Origin of the sequence: Rhodococcus sp. MEB032, assembly GCF_030208925.1 — a bacterium.
Lineage (GTDB): Bacteria > Actinomycetota > Actinomycetes > Mycobacteriales > Mycobacteriaceae > Rhodococcus_F > Rhodococcus_F qingshengii.
The window spans coordinates 188,232-214,092 of record NZ_JARVSY010000028.1; the positions used below are offsets into that span (position 1 = coordinate 188,232).

A 25,861-nucleotide genomic window follows, 5' to 3' on the forward strand; every position below is an offset into this window, starting at 1 on the left:
TGAATACCTGCATGCCCGTGCGATCATGCTCTGATCTAGTGAATCGTCAGCACTCAACCCGTCCGGTCGGATCGTCGCGGTGTCGGAAACCCTGATCGCCTCTTACTTCTCCGGCACGGCGGGACCGAACCGAAGCGCCAACACCCCAACCAACCGCACCATCAGCTCGGCGTTCGCCTGATCAGGTGATTGCGTGTCATGCGCATCAGATCGCTGATTTCGCACAGACGCAATCCACTTCACGAGATTTTCGAGCGCATTCGCCAATGGTGTGTCGACGCCGGCAAGCCATTCTTGCTTCTTTGCGGCTTTGAGTTGGTCGCCCAGCGTGCCGCCCGAATAGCCCAGCGCATCGAGGAGCATCTCCAACGCCGTACCAGCGTCCGTGATCGCGTCCGCCGGTTTTCCTGCCGACAACTCGGCAACTGCCTCCCTGTACTTGAGATCAATCTTCTCCAGCGCTGGAACCCCAGCGGACAACAGTCGCAGTGGCTCGTCCACGAGCACCGCCGATGCCAGGTCGGTGCGCAACACCAATTCCCGGCCGCGCACACCGTATTCAGTGGAGGCCAGCACATCTTCGACATCCGCGAGAAACGCTTCTTCCGCGTCTTTCATCCACGGCACTCCAGGAACCCTCGCATGCGCGTCCGCGTATGCCCCTACTGCATCGAGGACGACTGACACCTCTTCGTCCATGATGAGACCGGCAAAATGCCGTAACAGTGCGCCAGATGTCGGGGCGAGCCCACCCAACCGCAAATTGCCCTGTACGAACACCAATCGCTCAATCGCAATAGAGACCATCTGGTCCGTCATCGACGGGAACCGCGGATCCCCGGCAGCCCGTGGCTGCTGATGTTTGTACAGCACCATCGCCAGCCGCGTGCGAACTGTCTCGTTCACACCGCCGGACGGGTTCGCAGCGTGGAGCATGCTCGAAATTGTGCCCACGGGCGATGGGCGCCGCGGCCGCTTCTTTATGTACTCGCTGAACAACACCGCGGGTGGCGGCGGCACTATCACCGGCGTTCTTACCGAAGCAGGCGGAGCATTGCGCCGAAGCCATCTCATGCCCCAGATCCTCACAGACCGCCGCTCATTCTTTCCTACTGAACTTGTCTGCGTGATCGTTGAGCAGCCGAGCAATAACCCGAACCGTTTCCGGGTCGCTCATATCGCCGCCGCGCGCACAACCGAGCCGAGCGCCGGACGCTGCCTCTGCAGCCTGCAACTCCTGGTACGCCGCAACAAGTTCCGCACTGGGATTGGCAATCCGATCTGCCTTCTGCTTTCGTGCCGCAGCTGCTGAATCGTGCATCTGCTTCGCATGCTGTTCACGACGCCAGATGGTGAACCGGTTACGTTTCCAGGGCGCACGAACCGTCGCCCCGTCCATCCACGCCGCGAACTCCGCCTTGTCCCGCGCCCACTTGTGCGGCTGAAAATCCGGACTCCAGTCATCCGACAACGTACTTCCCCCATCTCGTGACGGCCCTCCGGAACAACAAACTAACAGAGAGCGATAAGTCCGGAACTCCAAGACGGAGGGCAATCAACGGCTCCGTAATCCTTCGCCGGGCGAGTCTTGCCCAGATCCAGAAACCGACCTACTCAATGACTCTTCCATCGACCCCACACAATCCACGATTCATGGACTCGCCGACGACGTCCAAAATGTCACCGGACGGCAGGGAGCGACAACCGTATGCAGTCATCTCATTCATGCAGAGAAGGCGGCGATCTCGGATCGACACCAGACCAGGAGACAATCGGACACCTGACAACCAGTGGAACAATGATGGGCATGCTCCCGGACACCTACCTCAAAGATTTTCTGTACGGGCTGGAAGCACTGAGCAGTCTGTACCCCGATCAAGGGAAAGTGATCGCTTCGCACGGTGTCGTTGCCGCGCTCGACGACGACGAGGCGTTCGAAGTTCTGCTCCGGCTGGTCGGACCCGACGCGCCTACATTCGCCGACGAATTATGGGAGCTGATCAGCAGGTTCCTCAACAGCCGACGCGCAGAGGAGTTATTCGGTGGTCCTGAAGGCATCGGACGGACACACCTCAACACGGTGCGAAGACCGCGTTACATTCCGCCTAGTACCCGGCCGGTGATCCCTCAGTGATCTATGGGTAGTCAGCTTACGAACGGGGTCCGCGAACAGCACAGCAACCAGTTACGCCGGATTCGGGCGCTCTGGCATCTTCATGAGGATCGGAACCGCACCTTCTTTGTATCGGTACGCCCACCTGCCACTCTCGAGGATGACGGCGCCGGCCTGCCCCACATCCGGAGCCGGAGTCCACCCCTGATCCTCGCCCGGTTCTGCAGTCTCGCTCATATCGCTATTGTCTCAACCTCCCGAAAACTGGCCGAACCCAGCACAAACCCGCGCACAGTAGAAGGCATGAGCGCCGCCACAGGAAAACCAGTGCCGCCGATGCTCGCCACGCTCGGGCAGCCCCCAACAGGGGAGCGCTGGCGTATTAACTGAACTAAAAAATTGCATCATTGCAGGTCAGGGGCTGTGCTGATACTTTCCTCAGTATGTGCAGCGAGATGCGCCGGGCTGATCTTGCAGGGCTGGTCGTTCCCGACGTGGGGCGGCTGATTTCGACAGGTTCCGAAGCAGAGCCCTACCGGTTACTCGATGCGTCGGGTGAGGTAATCGGCGCTGCGACACTATTTTTCGAGGAACTTCACGCGTGTGACCGATCGTCGGCGACGATCCGATCGTACGGGCATGACTTGTTGCGGTGGTGGAGATTTCTCGCAGCGGTCGACGTGGGATGGGAGAGAGCCAGTCCCGCGGAGGGCCGTGATTTTGCGCGTTGGATGAAGATTGCGGATAAACCCAGGCGTGAACATTGGCGGAGGCGGGGCGAAAAAGTCTCCGGCACAACACCTGTAGGGGGCAATGCGGCCAAGAGTGGTCATTGGGTGGTCAACGAGGTCACCGGCAAGCCGCGGCAGGGACAGAAATTCTCCCCGGCCACTCGAGCGCACGCGGAAACGGTGTTGCGGGCGTTCTACGATTTTCAGATGAGCATCGGTGCTGGGCCGGTCGTCAATCCGTTCCCGGTGGATCGCTCGCCCCGCGCTTTTCGGTCGAACGCGCATCACGATCCGCAGGATCCGTTTCGTAACGAGCGGAAGGGGCGATACAGACCCAAGGTTCCGAAACGGATACCCAAGCGCATTCCCGATGATCGTTTCAACGAACTATTCGCGGCGTTGTCGTCTAACCGAGATCGGGCAATGTTGGCCTTCTGGGTTTCGACCGGCGCCCGCGCCGACGAGCTCCTGTCGATGTCCCAGAAGAGTGCGGACCCGGGCCAGCAATTGATCACCGTAATAAGGAAGGGGACCCGGGAGGTCCAACAGTTGCCGGCGTCGCCAGATGCATTCGTGTGGTTGCGGATCTATCAAGAAGAGGCCTGGGGAAAGGATGCCCCTCACGGCTGCGATCATCCCTTGTGGATGACGTTGCGCAGGCCGTGGCGGCAGCTGTCGTATTCGGGAGCGCGCGCGATGTTCTCACGGGCGCAGTCGATGTTGGGATCCAATTGGACCATTCACGACCTGCGCCACACCGCAGCCTTTCGGATGACGAGCGATCCTGACATGCCGTTGTCCGATGTGCAATGGATCCTGGGCCACGCGCACCTGACAACCACTCAGCTGTATCTGACCCCGAGCCGCGACGAAGTTTTCGCGCACGTACGAGCCCACCATGCTCGGTACACCGGCAACACCCAATCGCTGCACGCACCGCCAGCGCCGGGCTACAACCCGGCAGTGTTGGACGTACTTTTCGGAGGTCGACGCTGATGGTTTCTGCACGTGTCTCCAAAGCGCCTGCCAGTTGGAGCCTGAACGTCGATGCCCGCGAAGGTGCGAATCGCAGTGTCATCGACACACTCCTCGATCGGTATCCACCGCGTGTGGTGCCATCGTCGTGGAAGACGACTGAACTCGGCCGAGCGGCCGCACTGAAGCGGGTGGAAGCACTCATGATCCGGGCTCCGGGTAGCGAGAACTTTCAGCGCGATGCTGTCCGAGGTGCGGGGATGCTTCTGCGGTGGCTGAATTCGTTTCCAGGAAAGAGCTGGCAAGGCCGCTGGAACGGCAGTTGCGTCGCCGAACACGGTCTCGGATGGGTTTCGATACCGGAAACGTGGATGGACGAACAGGGAGTGCAATCGGTTCGGCCCACAGTCCTGACGCATGCCCTGATCGGATTGTTCGTCGCGGATCTGATTCGCCCCGATTTACGTTTCGTGGTCCAACTGCACCGGTCGCACTACTGGCGCGACTGGGCGGCAATCAGCCGAGATCCGAGAGGATTCGAACGACTGGAGGCCGCGGCCGGTGCAGAGACTGCCCAAGCAATGCAAGGTCGAACTGCACGATGGCAGATCTCCATGTTGATCCTGTCCAAAGGCGGCGGCCTATCCGACATCACCGTCGGCGACTGCGTCGAACTTCGCCAGGCGGAGCTCGCCGTATGTTCGAGAGGTAAAACGCGCTACCTCTTCTACAAACTTCTCCACGACATCGGGATCTTCCCACCAGACGCGCCACCGACTTTACGATTCGTCACGGTGTACCGAGGACAGAGCACCGTCGCAGAACTCGTCGATCGCTTCGACATCGCAAACGCCGACGTCCGGAATCTCCTCGTGGACTATCTGTCCGAACGTCACCCTTCGCTGGATTACACGACGCTCGACAATCTCTCACGACATTTGGCGCTGCATTTCTGGAAAAACCTGGAGACCACCCATCCCGGAATCAACTCGCTGCAACTCGACCGCGGCGTAGCCCAGGCATGGAAAGAACGCATGCATTGGAAGGTCAGCCGCCGCCGACTCCCCGACGGAACGTACGCCGAGACCCGTAGTCCACGAATGAACTACACCGACATGCTGACAGCTGTGCGCGCGTTCTATCTCGACCTGGCGGCGTGGGCAGCACTCGACCCCGCACGGTGGGCGAGGTGGGTAGTGCCGTGCCCGATCGGCCCAGGAGAGACGAGCGCGAAGAAAATCGGACGCCGACGCAAAGCACGCATGGATCAGCGCACACGAGAGCGACTACCTCGACTGCCAGAACTGGTGCGTATCGCAGAACAACGAGCCCATGACGCCAGGATGCTCCTCGAGGCCGCTGTTGCAGCATCGCCGGGCTCCAAATTCACCGTCCTCGGCAAGACCTACACCAAGTCGGACCCATGGTTGAAAGCAAGCGCTGACGGCATTCCGGTCATCTACGACTCCGAGGGACGAACCATCCGGCTCCGAGAAGCCGAGAACCGAGCATTCTGGGCTCTGGCAACTGTGGAAGTCCTGCGACACACAGGCGTTCGAATCGAAGAGATGCTCGAAATCAGCCATCACAGCATCACCCAATATCGATTACCCGCCACCGGAGAGCTCATCCCGCTACTGCAGATAGCACCCTCGAAGACAGACGAGGAACGCCTACTTGTGGTCAGCCCGGACCTCGCCGACATGCTGTCGACAATCGTGTCCCGAATACGCGGCGCGGACGGAGGAGTACCGCTTGTGCCTCTTTACGACCGGAACGAACGTATCTGGGTGGCCCCGGCCCCACTCTTGTTCCAATGGAAATGCGGTGGTCACCACCGCGCGGTATCTGCAGGTTTGATCCGCAATGCACTGACCGAACTCATCGATGCGGCAGGAGTGAAGGACGCAGCAGGCGAACCGCTGTACTTCCAGCCCCATGATCTGCGCCGAATCTTCGCTACCGACGCCATCATGAACGGCATGCCTCCGCATATCGCTCAAGTTCTGTTGGGGCACAAGGACATCAACACAACCATGGGATACAAAGCCATCTACCCGGAGGAAGCGATCAACGGTCACCGCGCCTTCATCTCGCGCCGACGTGCCCTCCGCCCGAGCGAGGAGTACCGCACCCCGACAGATACCGAATGGGATGAGTTTCTCGGACACTTCGAGCGCCGCAAACTCGCCCTCGGCGAATGCGGCCGCGCCTACGGCACCAGCTGCCAGCATGAACACAGTTGCATCCGGTGCCCTGTATTGCGTGTTGATCCCGCACAACGTTTCCGGCTCGTCGAGATACGCGACAACCTTGCTGCCCGAATTGCCGAGGCGGACAGCGAAGGCTGGATCGGTGAAGCAGAAGGTCTCCGCGTGAGCCTCGTGGCTACCGAGGAAAAGCTCGATCAGATCGATCGACGGGCCCGTCGTGCCGTTCAACTCAACATGCCCAGCTTCCCGGACATCGTCGCGCACATCGTCCAACCTCCTGCATGACGAGCATGAACCTGATTGGGGTGAGCGTGCCGGATCGGGAACCTTCCGTGCCGGGTGCAGCAGCCGGTAGACGGATGGCAGGTGGTAGCGACCGAGAATTTCCGGTAGGCACTCTACTCTCTTGTGAGGGTAGAGTGCCTCTGTGTTTGTGCGCTGCCGAGCGCGGTGGTGTGCACAGGTAAATCCGATTCGTAGGCGCTTGCAGCCTCGAAAATTACGTATTGATTCCGCGCTCGAACGTGGGCGGAGTCGGATGGAGCAATGTGATGGCCCAGAACACGGGCGGTACGGCCCCGCAGGTGCGAGAGGCGGGGGAGGCGGGTACGTCTGTGCGTGCGGCGTTGCGTTCACCTCGCCGGCTCAAGATCGAGGTCCTTGCCGGACTGGTCGTCGCGCTCGCGTTGATCCCCGAGGCAATTTCTTTTTCCATCATCGCCGGGGTCGATCCGCGGATCGGGCTGTTCGCCTCGTTCACGATGGCGGTCACCATCTCGATCGTCGGGGGCCGCCCGGCGATGATTTCCGCTGCTACCGGTGCGATAGCGCTTGTCATTGCGCCGGTTGCGCGTGAGTACGGGATGGATTACTTCATCGCCACTGTCATCCTGGCCGGCATTTTCCAAGTGGTGCTCAGTGTTCTCGGTGTCGCCAAGTTGATGCGTTTCATCCCGCGCAGCGTGATGGTCGGGTTCGTCAACGCGTTGGCGATCTTGATCTTCACTTCGCAGCTGCCGCATCTGATCGGTGTGCCGGCTTTGGTGTATCCGATGGTCGGAGTCGGTTTGTTGGTGATGATTTTCCTGCCGCGGTTGACCTCGGTGGTGCCGGCGCCGCTGGTGGCGATCGTGCTGTTGACTGCGGCGACGGTGGTGTTTGCGTTGAACGTTCCCGATGTCGGGGACGAGGGCGAATTGCCGTCGAGCTTGCCGTCGTTGTTCTTTCCTGATGTGCCTTGGAATATGGAGACGCTGACGATCATTGCGCCGTATGCGCTGGCGATGGCGCTGGTCGGCCTCCTCGAATCGTTGATGACGGCGAAGTTGGTCGACGACATCACCGACACTCACTCGAACAAGACTCGCGAAGGGTGGGGGCAGGGTGTGGCGAACCTGGTCACCGGGTTCTTCGGTGGCATGGGCGGTTGCGCGATGATCGGGCAGACGATGATCAACGTGAAGGTCTCCGGTGCCCGCACGCGCATCTCGACGTTCCTGGCCGGTGTGTTCTTGTTGATTCTCGTCGTCGGGCTCGGTGACGTCGTCGCGTTGATCCCGATGGGCGCTCTGGTTGCGGTGATGATCATGGTGTCCGTCGGAACCATGGATTGGCACAGTATCGATCCGCGCACTCTGAAGCTGATGCCCAAGAGTGAGACGTTGGTGATGGTGGTGACGGTCGCTGCGACTGTGGGTACTCACAATTTGGCGATCGGCGTGATCTTGGGTGTGTTGACGGCGATGGTGATGTTCGCCCGCCGCGTCGCGCATCTGACGAATGTGGAGAAGGTGTCCGAAGCGGACACCAACGAGGACGGCCTGGTCGATACCCGCGTCTATCGGGTGACCGGGGAGCTGTTCTTCGCTTCGAGCAACGATCTGGTCTATCAGTTCGACTACGTCGACGATCCGGCGAACGTGATCATCGACCTCACCGGTGCCGACATCTGGGATGCCTCGACGGTCGCCACTCTCGATGCCATTCAGCACAAGTACGAAGCGAAGGGAAAGCACGTCGAGATCATCGGTCTCGACGGCGCCAGCCTCGAGCGGTTGGATCGGCTCTCCGGCAAGCTCGGCGGCGGTCACTGACGTCAGCTCATCCTCACCGAAGGGGCCGTTTCTTCACCTGCTCACACGGGTGAAGGAACGGCTTCTTCCACATCCTGACGGGATGCGGGAGCAGGGGCTGCATCGGAGCCGGTGCGGTCCCGGGTCGCAGCGACACGCACCGCGCACACGAAGAGGACGAGCGCTGTCAGGAGTTGGGCGTTTCCGATCACCTGCTGCGCAAGTTCACCAGCCCATCCCCCCGGGAACGTCCATCTCAGGACGAAATAGGGGCCGATGGCGAAAATTGTGACGGCAACGGCGATGAGGGGCCTCCACGATCGGTACTGCGGCGCCACCCCGAGGGGGATCAGCATGATGACGTACACCCAGTGGTGAGTGACCGCGATCGGTGCCGCGAGCAGCGACGCCAGCGCGACGACCCCGAGGGCGAGGACAGGTTCCCCGCTGCGCGTGAAGCGGTGCCCTGCGTAGGCTGCGGCGGCGATGATCATGGCGACGATCAGCAGCCAGATCGCATCTTTGAGCATGCCCTGGGCGCCGAGTCGGGCCAACAGTCCGGTGACGGCTTGGTTGCGGAAGAACTCGTGCGCACCGCCGCGGTCACTGCGGAAGAATTCCGTCGCCCAGAACCACACCGAATCCTTGGGCAGAAATACGAAACCGATACCGACGGTGACCAAGAATGCGCCGAGGGCGCGGGCGATCGAGGGTAGGTCTCGCCGCACGAGCAGGACGAGCCCGAAGGCAGCGGGAGTGATCTTGATGGCCGCGGCAATTCCGATGCCGATTCCTCTGAATCTGCGGGGCAGGGCGCCGCAGCAATCGGCGACGACCAACGCCATCAACGCGATGTTGACCTGCCCGAACCCGAGGTTCGAGCGCACCGGCTCGAGGACCAGCGCCACACCAGTCAGCGCCGCAGCCACAAGAGATGGCCGCGGTATCGACAATTGGCGCAGGACGACTTTCAGGATCCACCACACCAGCGCGATATTGATCGATGTCCATATCACCTGCAGGACAACGGGATCACTCCACGCCATCGGCGCGAAAATTATCGCCGCGAACGGCGAGTAGATGAACCGGAACCCGGACGAGCTCGGAAAATCTTCCGAATACAGCGGCAACCCTGATGTGAAAGCCAGTCCTGCGTCACGGAAGACGGACAGATCCATCAAATATCCGTTGACTGCGATGATCGAGTACGCGGCGACCACCGCAATCGAGAATGCGGTACCCATGGCAATGGTGACAGGTGCCCAGCGGGGTGACGTCAGCGATGGAACAGGCAACGAACTGTCTCCTCGGATTTTCGCCGATCAACTCAGGACGGCAACTCTACCCGTACGTTACAGTAGAGTTTGGTGGCTCGCACCTCGCGTTCGGTCCGGCAGGTCTGGTCCGATGCGGGTGCTCGCTAGAGTGGTCACCGAGCGCGGGCGCAAACATCTGCCCGTCATTCAAGGCCGGGTAGATGGATGTGGAGGTGCACCGATGGGTGACGACGACGGCATGCATATGCAGATTGGGCAGGTCGCGCACCGCACCGAGTTGTCCATCCGCACCGTGCGGCATTACGACGACGTCGGATTGGTCGTTCCCTCGGAGAGAAGCGTCGGCGGTTTCCGTCTCTACACCGAAGCCGATGTCGAACGCCTACTGGTTATTCGGCGTATGAAGCCACTCGGATTCACCCTGGCCGAAATGAAAGGCCTACTCGATGCGCTCGACGTCGTCAACGACGACTCGGCTACCGAGAAAGAGCGCTCCGAGGCGGAGGACTTCATCAACGAATGCCACGGCAAGGCTTCGGAGAGCTGCACCACGCTTCGGCGGCAATTGGCGTACGCCGAGGAACTGACCGAACTGCTCGCAGCGCGAAGCGCGACTTCGGGTTCATCGTCGCCGGCATCTCTCTGATCCGGGAGCGCGCCGGCGGAGTAGGCCCCGTCCCAGGGCGGGTCGAGGCTCTCCGTCCAGATATTCGGATGGCCTCCGGTCTGTGAACTATTATTGCGCACTTGATATTCCGGCGATTCGACACGGCTGAATTGCGGTGACAGGCGAGCGCTAGGCGCCGGTAGCTCCTGTCGAACCGTGGGGAACGCTCCAGAATCTCGCCTCGTCGATGGTGACCTCGATCAGCGCCGCCCCGGTGGTTCCGCGGGGGAGCCACGGGGCAAGCATGCTGTGCCAGTGCTCGGCCACACTGTTGTAGTTGGTGGTGAAATCCGCAGTACCAGTGAGGGATACGGAACTGTTCGCCGATGTGAACGATATGTTGACCGCCGATCTCGCGGCGATGTGGGAGATGATGCGCGAGTTCGTCGGAGCAAGGAAGAACAAAGTTCCGCCGAAATCGCCCACGCGCAAGGCCATCGGCCTGCTGATCAACCGGTTCTGATCGTCGACGGTCGTGACCATCACCGTGTCCAGTGTGCGCAACAGTGCGTGAAGTTTCTCCACATTCTCCGCCGCCATCGTTGTCCCCTTCGGTCACGGTCATGCGCAGCAGCTGCGCCCAGTACTGCAAGAACGTGGATGCGGGTTACCCACATGCCCCGATCTTTCTTCACGGCACGGTGGGGCGCGTCACACTATTTTGCCTATCCGGTAACCAAACTCTACCATTCCGTAAGAGTAGGGTTCGCCGTTCTCGGTCAACCCCGTCGCCTGTCCAGGCGGCCGCGGCCAGGAGATTCCCAGGTTTGCCGCACGCATCCCCGGCGCACGACGCGCCACCCCAGCCGAGTAGGAACTCTCCTGCTCACACGTGAACGGAGCATCGTGGCAGCACATGCCTCACCACCCTCGACCATTCGGGACGCACAGATGACCGCACCGACGGTCATGAGCGCCTTGCGATCACCGCGACTACTCAAAACCGAGGTCCTCGCCGGATTGGTCGTTGCCCTCGCCTTGATTCCCGAGGCGATCGCGTTCTCCATCATCGCCGGCGTAGACCCCCGTGTGGGGCTGTTCGCATCCTTCGTCATGGCCGTCTCCATCGCATTCCTCGGAGGCCGCCCGGCAATGATCTCCGCCGCTACCGGTGCGATAGCCCTGGTCATTGCGCCGGTTGCACGTGAATACGGACTGGATTACTTCATCGCCACCGTCATCCTGGCCGGCATCTTTCAGATCGCCTTCGGTGTCCTCGGTGTTGCCAAGTTGATGCGTTTCATCCCGCGCAGCGTGATGATCGGTTTCGTCAACGCACTGGCGATCTTGATCTTCACCTCCCAATTCCCACACCTGATCGGTGTCCCCGCCATGGTGTATCCGATGGTCGGAGTCGGATTGCTGGTGATGATCCTGCTCCCCAAACTCACCACCGCAGTACCGGCACCACTGGTGGCGATCGTGCTGCTGACCGCGGCGACGGTGGTCTTCGCGTTGAACGTCCCCGACGTCGGGGACGAGGGCGAATTGCCGTCGAGCCTGCCGTCGCTGTTCTTTCCTGATGTGCCGCTCACCGTCGACACCTTCACCATCATCGCTCCCTACGCGCTGGCGATGGCGCTGGTCGGCCTCCTCGAATCGCTGATGACGGCGAAGTTGGTCGACGACATCACCGACACGCACTCGAACAAGACCCGCGAAGGGTGGGCGCAGGGAGTATCGAACGTCCTGACCGGATTCTTCGGTGGCATGGGTGGTTGCGCGATGGTCGGCCAGACCATGATCAACGTCAAAGCATCCGGCGCCCGCACCCGCATCTCGACGTTCCTGGCCGGAGTGTTCTTGCTGATCCTCGTCGTCGGACTCGGTGACGTCGTCGCCTTGATCCCGATGGCCGCGCTCGCAGCGGTGATGATCATGGTCTCCGTCGGAACCATGGACTGGCACAGTGTGCACCCGAAGACCCTGCGCCGCATGCCGCGTAGCGAAACCCTCGTCATGGCCGCCACCGTGATCGTCACCGTCACCACACACAACCTCGCCTACGGCGTGATCGTCGGTGTGCTGACGGCGATGGTGATGTTCGCCCGCCGCGTCGCGCATCTGACGAATGTGGAGAAGGTGTCCGAAGCGGACACCAACGAGGACGGACTCGTCGATACCCGCGTCTATCGGGTGACCGGGGAGCTGTTCTTCGCTTCGAGCAACGATCTGGTCTATCAGTTCGACTACGTCGACGATCCGGCGAACGTGATCATCGACCTCACCGGTGCCGACATCTGGGATGCCTCGACGGTCGCCACTCTCGATGCCATTCAGCACAAGTACGAAGCGAAGGGAAAGCACGTCGAGATCATCGGTCTCGACGGCGCCAGCCTCGAGCGTCACCGAGGGCTCAGCGGCACCCTCACTTCATCGCATTGAGATGGGTGGACGCCGTCTGCGCTCGGTTATCACCTAATTGTGCTGTAGCGCAACGAATTATGGTGGTACTTCACGTCTGGTTCTCGCCGTGTTGTCGAGAAACCGGAACTCGCCACCCGGCGGGCCCCCGTTCGCGGCGGTCGGTGAAATGGCACCAGGACGCTCCGGACCCTCGATAAACCTACTGTAACGTAAGAGTAAAGTTGTGGCGGGTGTTCGACCGCCGCCAAGTCCATGAGAGTCACGTCCGCCCAACACCATCGAGGAGAAAGATCCGGTGCACCGAATCAACGACGGAACCATCGAACCGAAATCGGGCGATACGGCAGCGCACACAGGGCGGGTGGACTGGGTCGACCTGGCGAAAGGGATCAGCATCGCGTTGGTCGTCCTCCTGCACAGCACCAACTTTCTCGTCACCCGCGGGTTGGCCGCAGGGATCTGGAACGACATCAACGCTGTTGCGGAACCGATTCGGATGCCCTTGTTCTTCCTCACCGCCGGCCTCTTCGCACACAAAGTGACATCACTGCCGTGGGCAACGGTGATCCGGCGGCGAGTCCTGCCTCTGGCATACCTCTACCTCATGTGGACGGTTCTGCGCTTCGTGTTCTTCAGCGCCTTTCCGGCCACCGCAGGAACCGACGAAACCTCGAGCCCACTGAACTTGATCACTGCGCTGGTCGTACCGACCAGCGGGTTGTGGTTCCTCTACGCACTCGCGGTGTACACGGTGCTCACGAAAGCACTCGGCGGAATCGACTATCGAGTCCAACTGCTCGGTGCGATCGCGTTGGCCTTCACCGCTCCCAGCATCGGAGGCGTCGACTGGACCTGGGGAAACATGATGGAACTCTTCCTCTTCTTCCTCGCCGGAGCGCACCTGCAACAGATGATCCGCGCCGCCGCCGCATCGACGACGATGACACGTCTCGCGCTCTCCGGCACCGCATTCGCGCTCGCGTACGCCCTGCACGTCAATGGGTACATCACCTCGGTCGGCGCCGCGACGATCACCCTGAGCGCCTTGGGTCTGTTCGTCGGCATCACTCTCACATCGCAACTGCAGGCACTGCGGATATTCGCCCCCTTCAGAAAGCTCGGAACACTCACCTTGCCGGTGTACCTCATGCACGAAGTACTTCTCGGCATCATCGTGGTCGCCGCTGTTCACGCCGGCTTCGATTTCACCCGTAACGCGCTGTTGGTGTTCGGCCCCCTCCTGGTAGCCACCGTTGCAGTCGGTGGATCCCTGGCGATTCACGCAGCGCTGACCTCCGCCGGACAACGATGGCTCTTCGTCATGCCGCGCCGGAGCACCTCATGACACCTTCGTCGTACATGTTCCCCCAGCCCCCACGCCGGAAAGCGCAAACGTGACCTCGGCACTGACCATCCTCTCCCAAGCCCTCGTGTACGCCCTGCCGCAGCGCTGGATCGCGAGGCTTCTGCGCTACCCCGAAGCCGTGAAATTCCTCCTGATCGCAACAGCGGGCACCATGGCCACGACGACACTGTTTTCGATCCTGAAATGGACGGCGCTCACAGACAATCCGGTCACAGCGCACATGCTCGCCGCACTGATCTCCGCCGTGTACGCATACATCCTGTGCCTGGCATGGTCGTTCGCCGACATCGATCATGCAAGCGGAGGACGCTGGGCAGCAACCTTTTTCGCCCTCATGGCAGTCTCCATCACTCTCGGTGCCATTCCCCTCTGGATTGCCCGATACCACCTGGAATTGAGGGAACCCCACGTGCATGCCCTCACTGAAACCGCAAGCGATTTCGTCGCGAGCACCGTGGTCGGTGCCTTTCTCTCGACGTGGTTCCTCTGGCACGCGTGGCAGCGAGTTCGCTCGACTTCGGCCGCGGACTTCGACGCCGCTGCCGTCCCGGCGACGGAGAGGCTCGACCCACCGGCCTGACCACCCATCCGCCACCTCACCGGAAACCACTCCAGGTGTGAACTCATGAAAGTGACGGCATGACCATCACATCCGATGCATCGACCCGCCTCCACGCACTCAGCGAATGGATCAACGACCATCCCACCGCCACGTTCGTGGTTTTGTTCGTCCTTGCCGTACTGCTGGTAGTCCTCGCAGTATGGGCAATCTTTCGCTGAATCACCTCAGCTGGCCCCGCAGCCCAGGGGTTCGTCGAGCGTAGATGCCGGCACTGCAGTTGTAATCAGGTGGCAGGCTCGGTGATCGTTGCTGGTGGAACCGCGAAGAGGCGATCGAGGTGGTAGGTGATTACTTCGGTGGCTCGATCTATGGAGCGCTGACCGACCAGGATGCTCGTGCCCAGACCGTTGACCAGTGCCACCAGGCGTGCAGCCTCAATCGCCGCGTCACAGTCGACAAGTTCGTCGGCATCCGCCGAGCGTTGCAGTGCTTCGGTGAGTTGGCGCTCCAGTCGGTCGATGCCGCTGATGGACGGATGCCGTGCAACCTGAGTATTGGTCATCGCGAGAACCGCGTAGGACATCCACACCAGATGAAACATGCTGCTGGGTTCGTCGGTTGGCAACGCTTCGGCCGCGAACGCATCGATGATCGATCGTGGTGGCGGAGGACTCGGAAGATCGGCCAGTCGTTGTGCCCATCGCTCCTGGCTACTTTGTTCCAGATGTTGGAGAGCGCCGACCAGGAGCTCCTCTTTGCTGGTGAAGTAGTACTGCACCAACCGCAGCGACACACCGGCTTCGGCGGCGACGGATCTCATTGTTACCGCATGCAGACCGTCTCGATTGGCGGCACGAACAAGCGCCTCGGCAATTTCTGCACGGCGCCGGGTGGGGTCGGGTCTGCGTGGCACCGTGAAATCTCCCTGCATGTGTCGAACCGATCCTGGTACAGCCGTAGATGATACGTCTGTACCGCTTGTCTTGTGCTCGGAAACTGTGGCTCCGCGAGGGCTCCCTGTGTCGGAGGTAGAGCCGGAACTCGACATCTGCAAAAACTCACCTTGGTACGTTTGTATAAGATACAGATGTACCAAGTTTTGGGGAGTGGCCTATGCCTCGAAGTCCGATGAACACCACGCTCGTCGAGGAAAACCGACATCGCTCCGCGAGCATCGCACTCGCAGTGGTGTGTGCCGCGCAGTTCATGGTTGTTCTTGATATCTCGGTGGTGAATGTTGCTCTGCCGTCCATCCGCGAGAGTCTTGGGTTCGACGCTGGCGGATTGGCATGGGTAGTGAATGCCTACGCATTGACCTTTGCGGGCTTCCTGCTGCTCGGTGGCCGTCTGGCGGATCTTCTGGGGCGCCGACGGGTCTTTTTGATCGGCTTGGCAGTGTTTTCCGGAGCAAGCCTCGCCGGTGGCCTCGTAAATTCGGCGTCTCTTCTCGTCGTGGCCAGGGCGGTTCAAGGCTTGGGTGCTGCGATCCTCGCGCCAGCGACGCTAACTGTTTTGACCGCCACTTTCCCCGAAGGCCCTCGTCGCACTCGTGCACTGGCCACTTGGACGGCGGTGGGCATCGCAGGCGGTACAGCAGGAAATTTGGTGGGAGGTATCCTCACCGAATATCTGACATGGCGGTCGACGCTGCTGATCAATGTGCCGATCGGGATGGCTGCAGTGCTGCTGGCTGTTCGCTATATTGCCGCTGATCGTCCCTCTGGGCCGCGTCCACGACTGGACTTCGCTGGAGCAGTCTTGGCGACAGCAGGTCTCGGATCCTTGGCTTACGGTATCGCCCAGGCTGCAGATGATGGTTGGTCGGCAAACTCGACCATCTCTGGCATTGCGATTGGCGTATCGCTCCTGATCGCCTTCGTCGTCGTCGAAAAATGGGTGACATCGTCACCTCTGATACCGCTGCATATCTTTCGGAACAGGGCAGTCTCCATCGGCAATGTGATCATGCTGCTGGCTGGAGCATGCCTGAACCCGATGTGGTACTTCCTGACTCTGTCCATGCAGAATGTTCTCGGCTACAGCCCCGTACAAACAGGTCTGGCCTTTCTGCCTCATACCATTGTCGCGATAGCTATCGGGGTGGGGCTGACTCCCTGGATGATGGGCAGAATTGACGGCCGCTTTCTCATTGCATCCGGATCGATCGTGGCTGCTGCAGGATTCTGGGTACAAGCCCAACTCGATACCGACAGCGGTTATGTGCAGGGAATCCTTCTGCCCGCCATCATCTTCAGCGTCGGGAGTGGAATACTGAACACTCCCATCACTGCTGCTGTCACCTCAGGGATCCCCGCCGCCGACGCGGGTGCTGCCTCAGGGCTGATGAATACCACCAAACAGATCGGTGGCGCGCTCGGGCTCTCCGTCCTGGTCACTTATGCAGCTACGAGCAGTCTCGACAAGGACGACCTCCTGGCCTCGTACAACGGTGCGTTCTACGCCATTGCGGCAATCATGATCGTGACGGCACTCTGTGCGCTGGCCTTACCGGCGCACAGGGACCACGCAGAATGAAACCTCTACCCCGCCAAAGATATACAGCTGAGGTCGAGAACTGATCGCGTGCTGTCCGGTTTTGTGAGATATGACGTGCTGGCCTTGGGAGGCACCGTCACCAGTCTCGGCAAATTTGTTATCTGCCTCTCCTCCTGGCATCCGCCCAAGTCGCTGAGCGACTAGGGCCGAACTCTCACCGCTACGACTGCGGTGAAACCCCGCGAAAACTCCGCCCATTGGGCGCCCTCGACAGATGAGCCGAGCAGATATAGAAAAAATTCCCCAGTTCGACCAGGCGTCGCTACGCACTAGTTCAGATAAGGGCCTTCGAATCGAAATGGGATGCAACTGCGCGGGTTCACAGAAACTCGCGGACGATAGCGGCGCAACTCGCGCGTGGGTGGAGCATCAACCCCTGAGGGACAACCGCATTCGCAGACTGGCGACCATCAAACGCCTTCTGCGGCCGCCAGCACAGCCTCGCGTTGGATCCGGCAAAACCACTGCCGTCTACCGATCGGCTCCGGCCCACCCTTCCCTCATACCCCCACGGGTACTTGCATACCCCCCTAGGTATGTGTCACAGTAGTGATGTACCCGCCAGAAAGGACCGCCATGTGCTACCCCGTCCCGTGCCCGGCATGCGGTAAGACCACCTGGGCTGGCTGCGGTCGACATGTCGACAGCGTCATGAAGAACGTTCCGCGGTCGCAGCGGTGCTCCTGCTCCATGGAGACACCCGCCCCAGCTACACGCGACAACTTCTTTCGTTCCCTGTTTCGTCGCTGACCCCCACCCCAACAGCACTCCACTGCATTTCGCAGGAATCTCTGGGCGTCTTCAACACTTCTGAATACCCCCACCCGTATTAGGAGAAGCAATTGTGACCAAGCCCGCTACCGCGGCGGCCACCGGCCGCCACGACCGCCATCGGCCACCGGCACCCGGCGCACTAGGCCGCCTGGGAAGCACGATGGTCGCCCGCCGCCGGTGGGTGTTCGGCATCTGGCTGATCGCCCTCGTTGCACTGGGATCGGCTGCGCCATCGGTGTTCTCATCCTTGGCCGGGGCCGGCTGGCAGGCCAACGGTTCCGAATCCGTCCAGGTCCGCGAGCTCGCCCAGCAGCATTTCGGCGGCAATTCCTCTGCAGCAGTGCAGGTGGTCGTTCACTCCGACACCGCCACGATCGAAGACGCAGCGATGCAGCAGACACTCACCGACGTCGCGGCCGTATTCGACGGTGACACTCGCTTCGGTGAGGTCATCGCCCCCCAGCCGGGCATGACGATCAGTCCCGACGGTCACACCGGCATCTTGATCGCCGGCGCAAACGCGAGTACCGACGACATGGTCAAGGCCGTCGACGAGGTGAAGGGCGAGCTGACCGAACTCTCCGGCGACGGCATCGAGGTCTACCCGACCGGATCCTCCGCACTGTGGTCGGACTTCAACAAGGCCAACCACGACGCCATGATTCAGGCCGAATTGTTCTCCTGGCCGGTCACTTTGGCGATCATGGTGCTCGCGTTCGGCTCCCTCGTCGCCGCGGGATTGCCGCTGCTACTCACCGTTGCCGGCCTGGTCGCATCCGCAGGCGGACTCGTTCTGCTCAACGGCGTCACGCCGATCTCGGTGTGGGCGATGAACTTCGCGATGATGTTCGCCCTCGCCCTCGGAATCGACTACGCCCTGTTCATCGTCGCCAGGTTCCGCGACGCACTGCGCAACGCCGATCCACGTGCCGCGGTCGCCGAAACCATGGACACCGCAGGCAAAGCCGTGGTCCTGTCCGGTCTGACGGTCTTGGTGAGCCTCTCGGCCGTCCTGCTCGTTCCCGCACCGGCGGTGCGCACCATGGCCGTCGGCATCATGCTCGCCGTGACCTTCGTGCTGATCGCCACCATGACCCTGCTCCCCGCAACCCTGGGTGCACTCGGTTCCAAGGTCAACGCCGCCTCCCTGCCCTACGCCAAGCGCCAGCAGCACCGCTCCCCGAAATTCGCAGCCTGGGGTGAACTGCTCCACAAGCACCCCTGGCCGTTCGCTCTGGTCTCCGTCGGCATCCTCATTGCGCTGGCCCTTCCGGTCCTCGGACTGAAAGTGGCGATGCCCTCGATCGCCGTCGTCCCCGAAGACGCACCGGTTCGCCAGGGTTACGAGCTCGTCCAGGCCCAGTTCGGTGCCGGCGCACCCGGCGCACTGCAGATCGTCGTCCCCTCCGCGGATGCCGCCGCGACCGCCACGGCAGCCAGTACCGTCGACGGGATCTCGATGGTCACTCCGCCCCAGCCTGCCGCCGACGGCTCGAATTACTCACTGCTACAGGCACTTCCCGCTGTGGACCCCTCGGACGAGAGAATGGGCACCATCCTCGGGGACCTGCGCGCCGAACTTCCGGAGTCGGCGTTGGTCGGCGGTGCCCCGGCGGAGAATCTCGATCTGCAGCAGGCCTTGAACGACTACCTTCCGCTGGTGATCGGCATCATTCTGGCGCTCGGTTTCGTTCTGTTGCTCGTGGCTCTGCAGGCACCGCTGATCGCGATACTCGGCACCGCAGTCAGTCTGCTCTCGACCGCCGCAGCGTTCGGTGTCGCGAAGCTGATCTTCCAGGACGGGCACGGTGCGTCACTGCTCGGCTTCACCCCGCAAGGCTTCCTCGACGGTTGGGGGCCGGTGTTCTTCTTCGCGATGATCTTCGCAATCGCCATGGACTACACCGTGTTCCTCCTCGCCACTGCAAAAGAGCACTACGAGAAGACCGGGGACCCGAAAGCCGCTCAGGTCGACGGGCTCGCGCACTCCGGCCGGGTCATCTTTGCCGCCGCCGCGGTGATGGTCGCCGTGTTCTTCACCTTCGCACTCTCCGATCCGCTCCCACCGAAAGAAATGGGCATCATCCTCGGTGTCGCAGTGCTGCTCGACGCCTTCCTGATCAGGCTGATCCTGCTGCCGGTCCTGCTGCGTCTGACCGGACGCGCCGCATGGTGGTCGCCGGCCTGGTTGTGCAAGGTGCTGCCGTCGATCAGCTTCTCGCACTGACCACCCTTACAACCCGAACGGAGCAATCATGATCGATCCGAACACCACTCGCTCGTCCGCGTTCGCGGGCTGGCCGATCGAACGTATCGTCCCCGCCCTCGCCGCCGGCGTCACCGCCACCGGCCTGGCCCTCGGCGAACTCCACGCACCGCAGTGGCGACTGCTCAGCGCGTTCGCTGCCGCGAACCTCGCCCTTTACGCAGCGGTCGGCTGGTGCCCGGCCAGCGCGCTTCTCACCAGGGTGGGCGTGCCGAGTATTCGCCAGCCCCGAATCGGGTAGGCCCAGATCACCGCAGTTCGACGACCGAAAGGAACTTCCCTTATGAACATCGCACTCTCGACCACTCTGACCGACACCGACTTCGACACCGCAGTCGACGCCGTCAAAGCCTCCCTCGCAGATCAGGGCTTCGGTGTTCTCACCGAAATCGACATGCAGGCCACGTTGAAGGCCAAGCTCGGCGAGGACATGGAGCAGTATCTGATCCTCGGTGCCTGCAATCCGTCCCTCGCGCACCGCGCCGTCGGGGTCATGCGCCAGATCGGCTTGCTGTTGCCGTGCAATGTCGTCGTCCGCGCCGACACCTCCGCTTCCGGATCGGTCATTGTCGAAGCGATGAACCCCGACATCATGGTCCAAGCGACCGGCGAGCCAGCACTGTCCGACGTCGCGGCCGAGGCCACCACCAAGCTCCAGGCCGCCATCGACGCACTCGGTGGCCAGGACGCAGCCCACAGCTGATGACCCTGACGCTGGCACTGGTCCTCGGCGTCGCCGTCGGCATCCTGCTCGGTCTCCTCGGAGGCGGCGGGTCGATCCTCGCCGTCCCGGTTCTCGTCTACGCCCTGGGAATGGACCTGTCGGAGGCGATACCGACATCGTTGCTGGTGATCGGTGTCGCCTCGGCGACCGGGGCCATCCCCAAGGTGCGGGCGAAGCTCGTCGAATGGCGACTGGCGGCGATCTTCGCGGCCACCGGTATCGTCGGCACGCTGGTCGGCAGCGTCCTGGGCAGGCATCTGCCCGAGGCCGCAGTGATGATCGGCTTCGCGATCGTCATGATCATCGCCGGGGCGCGGATGCTGCGCAGCACCGACGATGTCGGAACCGCTTGCAAGACAGGAAGTTCCGGGATCGATTGGCGGCGATGCGCACCACGGTCCATACCGACCGGGTTCGGGGTCGGTGTCCTCACCGGACTGTTCGGCGTCGGCGGAGGATTTCTGATCATCCCCGCTCTGGTGCTGTTGCTGGGAATCGAGATGAGTGTCGCTGTCGGAACGTCGCTGGTGGTCATCGTCGCCAACTCCGCCGCCGGACTGATCGCTCAGGCCGACGGGCTCGGCGGGAACTGGCCACTGAAAGCGGCGTTCGCCGGTGCTGCGATCGCAGGCTCGCTGGTCGCCGGAAAACTGAGCACACGCATCGACACCGACAAGCTGCGCACGTGGTTCGCCTACCTGGTGTTCGCCGTCGCGGGCTATGTACTTGTCGACACCCTCGTTCTTTCATGACCGACTGCACACACCGAACCGATGCCCCCGGGGGTAATCTGGAACGACTACCACCATCACACACCCTCAGGAGACCGCAATGATCGGCGACGAAGACAGCATCGCATTGGTACTCAACCGTCTGCGCCGCGCACACGGCCAACTCGCCGGTGTGATCGGCATGATCGAGAACGGACGCGACTGCAAAGACGTCGTCACTCAACTCGCCGCCGTCTCCCGCGCCCTCGACAAAGCCGGATTCAAGATCGTGGCCACCGGCCTTCGTGAATGCATGACCGGCGACACCGCAGACAACAAAGAGCCCATGACCGAAGCAGAACTGGAAAAGCTCTTCCTCGCACTGGCCTGAACGAGGACGTTTCACGTCAGAAACGAGGCCGACCCGATTACACCGTAGGAGTACCCCGTGAGCACCACCGATCCAGACATCGCAATCATCGAAACGTCGAGCCTCGGCGACCGCAGCTACCTGATCAGCCACGACGGCATCGCCGTCGTGATCGATCCCCAACGTGACATCGACCGCGTCCTGGCACTGGCCACGGAGAAGAACGCCGCGATCACCCACGTACTCGAAACCCACATCCACAACGACTACGTCACCGGCGGACTCGAACTCGCACGCGCCACCGGAGCCGAATACGTTGTCCCCGAGGGCGACCCGGTCGAATACGAACGGCGCGCAGTCGGCGACGGCGATGTCGTCGAAGCGGGATCGGCGACATTTCAGGTGATGCACACCCCGGGCCACACACATCATCACGTCAGTTACGTGCTGCGACTCGGCGACGAACCGATCGCGATCTTCACCGGTGGCTCGATGCTGTACGGATCCACCGGCCGCACCGACCTGCTCGGTTCCGAGCACACCGACGAGCTCACCCACGCGCAGTTCCACTCGGTCCGTCGTATCGCCGCCGAGCTGCCCGCTGATGTCGAGGTCTACCCCACCCACGGGTTCGGTAGCTTCTGCTCCGCGACCCCCACCAGCGGCGACTCGTCGACCATCGGTGAACAGCAGCAGTCCAATCCCGCGCTGACCCAGGACGAGCAGACGTACGTCGACGAGTTGATCGCAGGATTGTCGGCCTACCCCGCGTACTACGCCCACATGGGCGTCATCAACACCGAAGGTCCGGCCCCGATCGATCTGTCCACCCCGGAGCCTGTCGATCCCGACGAACTACGCAGGCGCATCGACGATGGCCAGTGGGTCGTCGACCTCCGCGCACGAACCGCCTTCGCTGCTGGACATCTCGACGGCTCCCTCGGTTTCGAGCTGTCGACGACGTTCGTCACCTACCTCGGATGGCTCTACCAGTGGGGTGCGCCGCTGACATTGATCGGTGACACCTCCGACCAAATCGACGATGCCACACGAGAGTTGGCGCGCATCGGCATCGACCGCCCCTCCGGTTCGGCTGTCGGTGAGATTCACTCACTCGCCGGCGACGGCCACGTGCGGTCCTACGAGGTGTCCGACTTCGCCGGACTTGCCGCAACCGACTCCGACATCACTGTGCTCGACACACGTCAACAGTCCGAGTACGCGGACGGCCATATCCCCGGTGCAGTGAATATCCCCCTTCACGAACTGCCGCACCGACTTGCAGAGGTCCCCGACGGCGACGTGTGGGTGCACTGCGCCTCCGGCTACCGAGCTTCGATCGCGGCCTCACTGCTCGACCGCGAACACCGCACCGTGACGCTGATCGACGACGACTACGACCACGCCGTACAGCTCAAGCTTCACACTGCGCGCACCTGACGGACGCGCCGCACAGGCCCACCCGCCAACACGAGTACACGCCTACAACTGAGTCGCCTGACTGAAGTGCTTGACCTTGAAGCCCGGGTCCTACAGGTTCGGAAGCTCGCTCGCCGCTTCCCCACCTCCGGCGACGTTCGACGTCGAGCCGCTTACGGCGCGGTGGGATCGACGTCGAATTGTCCGGGGTGAGCGGTTCTGACGTACCGCACTGCGGTGGTGTTACCGATGCCGAAAACGGTCATCAACCTGACGGGATCGCCGGTCTGGGTTGCTTCGTCGAGGATGCGATCGACCCGTAATTGCCCGGCGGTCAGGCCGATCTCCCGGAACGGTCTGGTGATGTAGTGGCGGCTGACGGGCACTGCGGTCGGCGCGGTGTATCCACTGATCAGCAGGTAGGGGTTCGCGCTCGATGGCCACCGTACGTGTCGATACGCCAGCCAGCTGTGCAGTAATTCGGTGGTGAGCTGGTCGAACCACACCGTGTGCCGTGTGTGAGGTCGGACGATGGTCGCTCGGCCGCTCGTGCGGTTGATCTGGTCCAGACGCAGATCGATGATCTCCTCGATGGTCAGTGCGTGAATTGCCACGAGTGCCAGGATGATTCGATGATCGGCGCGTTCGAATTGCTCGAACAGTCCGTGCAGTCGGTCCGAAGAGACAGGGCGAAGCATCCGGCGGTTGTAGCGCCCGGCGACAGCTCGTGCCGGATCTGCGAATACACGCCGTTCTCGCTTGAGCCCACGAAAAAGCGACCGCAGAGCGGTGTGAACGTTGTGCCGTGACTGCCCGGCATGCCCAACCAGAGCCTCTTCGATGTCCCGGACTTCGACGGCACGCAGGCTTTCGTATGTCTCGCCCCAACCGATGAGGACCGGCAGCGCGAAGTTGAGGTAGATCGCGATCGTCGCCTCCGACAGCGGACGCGACGGCCGTCGGCCCCGACCACCCAACGCCGCGACCCAAGCTCGAACGTCCTCCTGGAACTGCGGCGGAGTGTCGTCGATCATGCGCAACGTCCGCTGGGTATGACGGGCGGCATTGCTGGCGATCGACCCGGTCGTGGGGCTGCAATCAGCCATCAGTTCGGGGGTGGCACTCGGCGGGTACCGCGCAATCTTTTACCGGTCACAGGCGACGACGGCCTTACTCGATCGCCGACTACACGTGCTACTGGTTGCTCCAAGTGGCTGGCAGCAGCCTCTTCTGCCTGCATCAGATCGCCGACGGTGCAGTTCAACGCCGAACAAATCTTGTCGAGATCGTCGAGACGCACGGTGATGGGGGCCGAGGACCACAACGCTGCGGCCTTGCTGAGCGAAGGATGGAAATCGACTTCCTCGAATGCTTTCAGCAGCTGCGTTGGGCGCCAGATGTCTCGTTGCGCCGCGACCATTCGCAAGTTCCACTTCATAGTTCTCAGTTCTCAGTTCTCCGTACTCAAGCGCCGTACAGCGCGCTGTGTCGATTCGATGACCGCCCGTTCCGGGTCACCTCCGGCCGACGCCAGGTAACCCACAGTCGTGCTGGCCCACTCGTGTCCCAGCAGCTTCTGCACATCCCACAACGGCATGCCCTGCTGGTAATTGTGTGTGGCACAAGCGTGGCGCAGCAGATGCGGATACAGCTCGGTTACCGGGCCGTTCAGGTGACGGAGCGAGGCAGTCTTGAGGTTGCGCCGAAATGTCGAGGGCTGAATTGCTGGTGCCACAGCCAGGTCAAGCGCCACCACAGCAGTTGGTAGACGCTCCGATGGCCATAGAGGTGCGCCGGCATCGGTGGGGTCATCGGTGAAGTCACCCCGAATTTGTTCGAGGTACCACCACAGCAGATCACGGCCTTCTTCGAACAAGAACGCTTGCCGCTCCCGCGGCCCTGATCCACGTGCGCCCTTGCCCTTGACGACAAAGCGTCCCCACTGACCAACTTCCCAATGGATATCACCGATCCGTACGGCGCACAGCTCCGACGCACGTACTCCAGATAGGTACGCAATCTTGGCCATGGTGTAGTCACGGGCGTTGACGTGGTACTTCCGCGAACACGGAAGCGCGTCACGCCAGTCAGCGAAGAACGCCGTCATCGCCCGGTGAGACGGCGGGATCCTGAGCTTGAAATCTCCTCGGTGCCGGGGCCGGTTGAACGGATCGACTGGCGATTCGACACCGACGCCGAAAGACCTCAAAAGCTCACCCGCGTATCGCTGCTCAAGGAACCGAAAATAGTTGTCGATCTGGACTGTCTTCTTGCGCACGGTTGCGTGGCTGCGTTTACCAGGACCCGAGAAATACTGGTCGAACTGTTTCTGCGTCAATCGCCATGGCACACAATCGAAGTAGTCGCACACCTCGATAACTGGATACATGATCTGTTGCAGGGTCGACGGAGTCAGTCCCGCGACGTCTCGGGCCCATCCGTATTCGACCAGGGTGTTCCGGTAGAACTCGCGCTCGTCTACATCAGGATCGAGTCGCTGCAGCGACTCGACATCGGCTAGTGCCCGCGCCGGAGTAGCCGCGCCAGTCGGTGCCGAGTCCGCAGCAATGCGCTGCCTGCGACGAGTAGCGAAATCTGACACAAACGGTGAAGTTACGCAATCAACTGGCAGATTCCGCTAGTTGTGGGTGAAATCTGGGTGGCTACCGGATGAAGAGAACCACCGGCCCTGACCAGCG

The 25,861-nt window shown here is 61.7% G+C and carries 26 protein-coding genes and 1 pseudogene; 18 read left to right on the forward strand and 9 right to left on the reverse strand.

What is annotated here, in order from left to right:
- Window positions 1–102 precede the first annotated feature (102 nt).
- Both QRN54_RS25825 and QRN54_RS25830 read right to left on the reverse strand, forming a co-directional pair.
- Window positions 103–936, reverse strand: a complete 834-nt coding sequence (locus QRN54_RS25825; protein ID WP_047269960.1) for an abortive infection family protein — start codon at window positions 934–936, stop codon at window positions 103–105.
- Between the two features lie 163 nt (window positions 937–1,099).
- Window positions 1,100–1,471 (reverse strand): hypothetical protein, encoded by a 372-nt coding sequence (locus tag QRN54_RS25830; RefSeq protein ID WP_047269961.1) that lies wholly within the window; start codon window positions 1,469–1,471, stop codon window positions 1,100–1,102.
- Between the two features lie 336 nt (window positions 1,472–1,807).
- Here QRN54_RS25830 and QRN54_RS25835 point away from each other — a divergent pair, with 336 nt between their 5' ends.
- Window positions 1,808–2,134 (forward strand): hypothetical protein, encoded by a 327-nt coding sequence (locus QRN54_RS25835; RefSeq protein WP_155419188.1) that lies wholly within the window; start codon window positions 1,808–1,810, stop codon window positions 2,132–2,134.
- 51 nt (window positions 2,135–2,185) lie between these two features.
- On the opposite strand, the gene QRN54_RS25840 is transcribed toward QRN54_RS25835, so the two are convergent.
- The gene (locus QRN54_RS25840) at window positions 2,186–2,350 is read right to left on the reverse strand and encodes a hypothetical protein (protein ID WP_196305142.1); all 165 of its coding nucleotides are present in this window, start codon (window positions 2,348–2,350) and stop codon (window positions 2,186–2,188) included.
- 218 nt (window positions 2,351–2,568) lie between these two features.
- Between QRN54_RS25840 and QRN54_RS25845 the strand changes: the two are divergent.
- The 4 genes and pseudogenes from QRN54_RS25845 to QRN54_RS25860 form a co-directional block, all read left to right on the forward strand.
- A pseudogene (locus QRN54_RS25845) lies at window positions 2,569–2,847 on the forward strand (site-specific integrase); the annotation flags it as partial.
- A 204-nt stretch (window positions 2,848–3,051) separates the two neighbouring features.
- Entirely contained in the window at window positions 3,052–3,840 is a 789-nt protein-coding gene (locus tag QRN54_RS25850) for a tyrosine-type recombinase/integrase (RefSeq protein ID WP_197491354.1), read from the forward strand.
- Entirely contained in the window at window positions 3,840–6,317 is a 2,478-nt protein-coding gene (locus QRN54_RS25855; protein WP_003944634.1) for a tyrosine-type recombinase/integrase, read from the forward strand. Before QRN54_RS25850 ends, QRN54_RS25855 begins: the two co-directional genes overlap by 1 nt.
- A 266-nt stretch (window positions 6,318–6,583) precedes the next feature.
- On the forward strand, window positions 6,584–8,125 hold the full coding sequence (locus tag QRN54_RS25860) for a SulP family inorganic anion transporter (protein WP_064073728.1): 1,542 nt from the start codon (window positions 6,584–6,586) through the stop codon (window positions 8,123–8,125).
- A gap of 41 nt (window positions 8,126–8,166) precedes the next feature.
- Here QRN54_RS25860 and QRN54_RS25865 read toward each other — a convergent pair whose 3' ends face one another.
- Window positions 8,167–9,348: a glycosyltransferase 87 family protein gene (locus QRN54_RS25865; protein WP_064073726.1), complete on the reverse strand. Its 1,182-nt coding sequence runs from the start codon at window positions 9,346–9,348 to the stop codon at window positions 8,167–8,169.
- 253 nt (window positions 9,349–9,601) lie between these two features.
- On the opposite strand from QRN54_RS25865, the gene QRN54_RS25870 reads away from it, so the two are divergent.
- A complete protein-coding gene (locus QRN54_RS25870) occupies window positions 9,602–10,027 on the forward strand; it encodes a MerR family transcriptional regulator (RefSeq protein WP_003944676.1) in 426 nt (141 codons plus the stop codon).
- A gap of 150 nt (window positions 10,028–10,177) precedes the next feature.
- Here QRN54_RS25870 and QRN54_RS25875 read toward each other — a convergent pair whose 3' ends face one another.
- On the reverse strand, window positions 10,178–10,588 hold the full coding sequence (locus QRN54_RS25875) for a pyridoxamine 5'-phosphate oxidase family protein (protein ID WP_064073725.1): 411 nt from the start codon (window positions 10,586–10,588) through the stop codon (window positions 10,178–10,180).
- Between the two features lie 351 nt (window positions 10,589–10,939).
- Between QRN54_RS25875 and QRN54_RS25880 the strand changes: the two genes are divergently transcribed.
- The 4 genes from QRN54_RS25880 to QRN54_RS25895 all read left to right on the forward strand — a co-directional run bounded on the left by QRN54_RS25880 (window position 10,940) and on the right by QRN54_RS25895 (window position 14,561).
- The gene (locus QRN54_RS25880) at window positions 10,940–12,433 is read left to right on the forward strand and encodes a SulP family inorganic anion transporter (protein ID WP_011331654.1); all 1,494 of its coding nucleotides are present in this window, start codon (window positions 10,940–10,942) and stop codon (window positions 12,431–12,433) included.
- Between the two features lie 277 nt (window positions 12,434–12,710).
- Window positions 12,711–13,760: an acyltransferase family protein gene (locus QRN54_RS25885; RefSeq protein ID WP_003944632.1), complete on the forward strand. Its 1,050-nt coding sequence runs from the start codon at window positions 12,711–12,713 to the stop codon at window positions 13,758–13,760.
- Window positions 13,761–13,809: 49 nt separating this feature from the next.
- Window positions 13,810–14,361: a GtrA family protein gene (locus QRN54_RS25890; RefSeq protein WP_003944671.1), complete on the forward strand. Its 552-nt coding sequence runs from the start codon at window positions 13,810–13,812 to the stop codon at window positions 14,359–14,361.
- A gap of 59 nt (window positions 14,362–14,420) precedes the next feature.
- Window positions 14,421–14,561: a hypothetical protein gene (locus tag QRN54_RS25895; protein ID WP_003944648.1), complete on the forward strand. Its 141-nt coding sequence runs from the start codon at window positions 14,421–14,423 to the stop codon at window positions 14,559–14,561.
- A 65-nt stretch (window positions 14,562–14,626) separates the two neighbouring features.
- Here QRN54_RS25895 and QRN54_RS25900 read toward each other — a convergent pair whose 3' ends face one another.
- Window positions 14,627–15,256 (reverse strand): TetR/AcrR family transcriptional regulator, encoded by a 630-nt coding sequence (locus QRN54_RS25900; RefSeq protein WP_054802509.1) that lies wholly within the window; start codon window positions 15,254–15,256, stop codon window positions 14,627–14,629.
- Window positions 15,257–15,456: 200 nt separating this feature from the next.
- Here QRN54_RS25900 and QRN54_RS25905 point away from each other — a divergent pair, with 200 nt between their 5' ends.
- From QRN54_RS25905 to QRN54_RS25935, 8 genes are all read left to right on the forward strand, one after another.
- Window positions 15,457–16,878 carry an MFS transporter gene (locus QRN54_RS25905; RefSeq protein ID WP_003944647.1) on the forward strand — a complete coding sequence of 474 codons (1,422 nt, stop codon included), beginning with the start codon at window positions 15,457–15,459 and terminating at the stop codon, window positions 16,876–16,878.
- Between the two features lie 597 nt (window positions 16,879–17,475).
- A complete protein-coding gene (locus QRN54_RS33750; protein WP_500690727.1) occupies window positions 17,476–17,649 on the forward strand; it encodes a DUF8730 family Cys-rich protein in 174 nt (57 codons plus the stop codon).
- Between the two features lie 184 nt (window positions 17,650–17,833).
- Window positions 17,834–19,900: an MMPL family transporter gene (locus QRN54_RS25910; RefSeq protein WP_230691652.1), complete on the forward strand. Its 2,067-nt coding sequence runs from the start codon at window positions 17,834–17,836 to the stop codon at window positions 19,898–19,900.
- A gap of 28 nt (window positions 19,901–19,928) precedes the next feature.
- Entirely contained in the window at window positions 19,929–20,180 is a 252-nt protein-coding gene (locus QRN54_RS25915; protein WP_027494151.1) for a YgaP-like transmembrane domain, read from the forward strand.
- Between the two features lie 42 nt (window positions 20,181–20,222).
- Window positions 20,223–20,642, forward strand: coding sequence for a DUF302 domain-containing protein (locus QRN54_RS25920; protein WP_027494150.1), 420 nt, complete (start codon window positions 20,223–20,225; stop codon window positions 20,640–20,642).
- Complete coding sequence (locus QRN54_RS25925; RefSeq protein ID WP_047269964.1) at window positions 20,642–21,415, forward strand: sulfite exporter TauE/SafE family protein; 774 nt, start codon at window positions 20,642–20,644, stop codon at window positions 21,413–21,415. The genes QRN54_RS25920 and QRN54_RS25925 overlap by 1 nt, the downstream gene beginning before the upstream one ends.
- 79 nt (window positions 21,416–21,494) lie before the next feature.
- Window positions 21,495–21,764, forward strand: a complete 270-nt coding sequence (locus QRN54_RS25930) for a metal-sensitive transcriptional regulator (RefSeq protein WP_027494148.1) — start codon at window positions 21,495–21,497, stop codon at window positions 21,762–21,764.
- Between the two features lie 57 nt (window positions 21,765–21,821).
- Window positions 21,822–23,183 carry an MBL fold metallo-hydrolase gene (locus QRN54_RS25935; RefSeq protein WP_037154330.1) on the forward strand — a complete coding sequence of 454 codons (1,362 nt, stop codon included), beginning with the start codon at window positions 21,822–21,824 and terminating at the stop codon, window positions 23,181–23,183.
- Between the two features lie 152 nt (window positions 23,184–23,335).
- Here the strand turns inward: QRN54_RS25935 and QRN54_RS25940 are convergent, their stop codons facing one another.
- The 3 genes from QRN54_RS25940 to QRN54_RS25950 are packed head-to-tail and all read right to left on the reverse strand — an operon-like array spanning window position 23,336 to window position 25,764.
- Complete coding sequence (locus QRN54_RS25940; protein ID WP_052959894.1) at window positions 23,336–24,268, reverse strand: site-specific integrase; 933 nt, start codon at window positions 24,266–24,268, stop codon at window positions 23,336–23,338.
- Window positions 24,268–24,600, reverse strand: coding sequence for a helix-turn-helix domain-containing protein (locus QRN54_RS25945; RefSeq protein WP_052054821.1), 333 nt, complete (start codon window positions 24,598–24,600; stop codon window positions 24,268–24,270). Before QRN54_RS25945 ends, QRN54_RS25940 begins: the two co-directional genes overlap by 1 nt.
- Window positions 24,601–24,612: 12 nt before the next feature.
- The gene (locus QRN54_RS25950) at window positions 24,613–25,764 is read right to left on the reverse strand and encodes a tyrosine-type recombinase/integrase (protein WP_206539353.1); all 1,152 of its coding nucleotides are present in this window, start codon (window positions 25,762–25,764) and stop codon (window positions 24,613–24,615) included.
- Window positions 25,765–25,861: the final 97 nt, after the last annotated feature.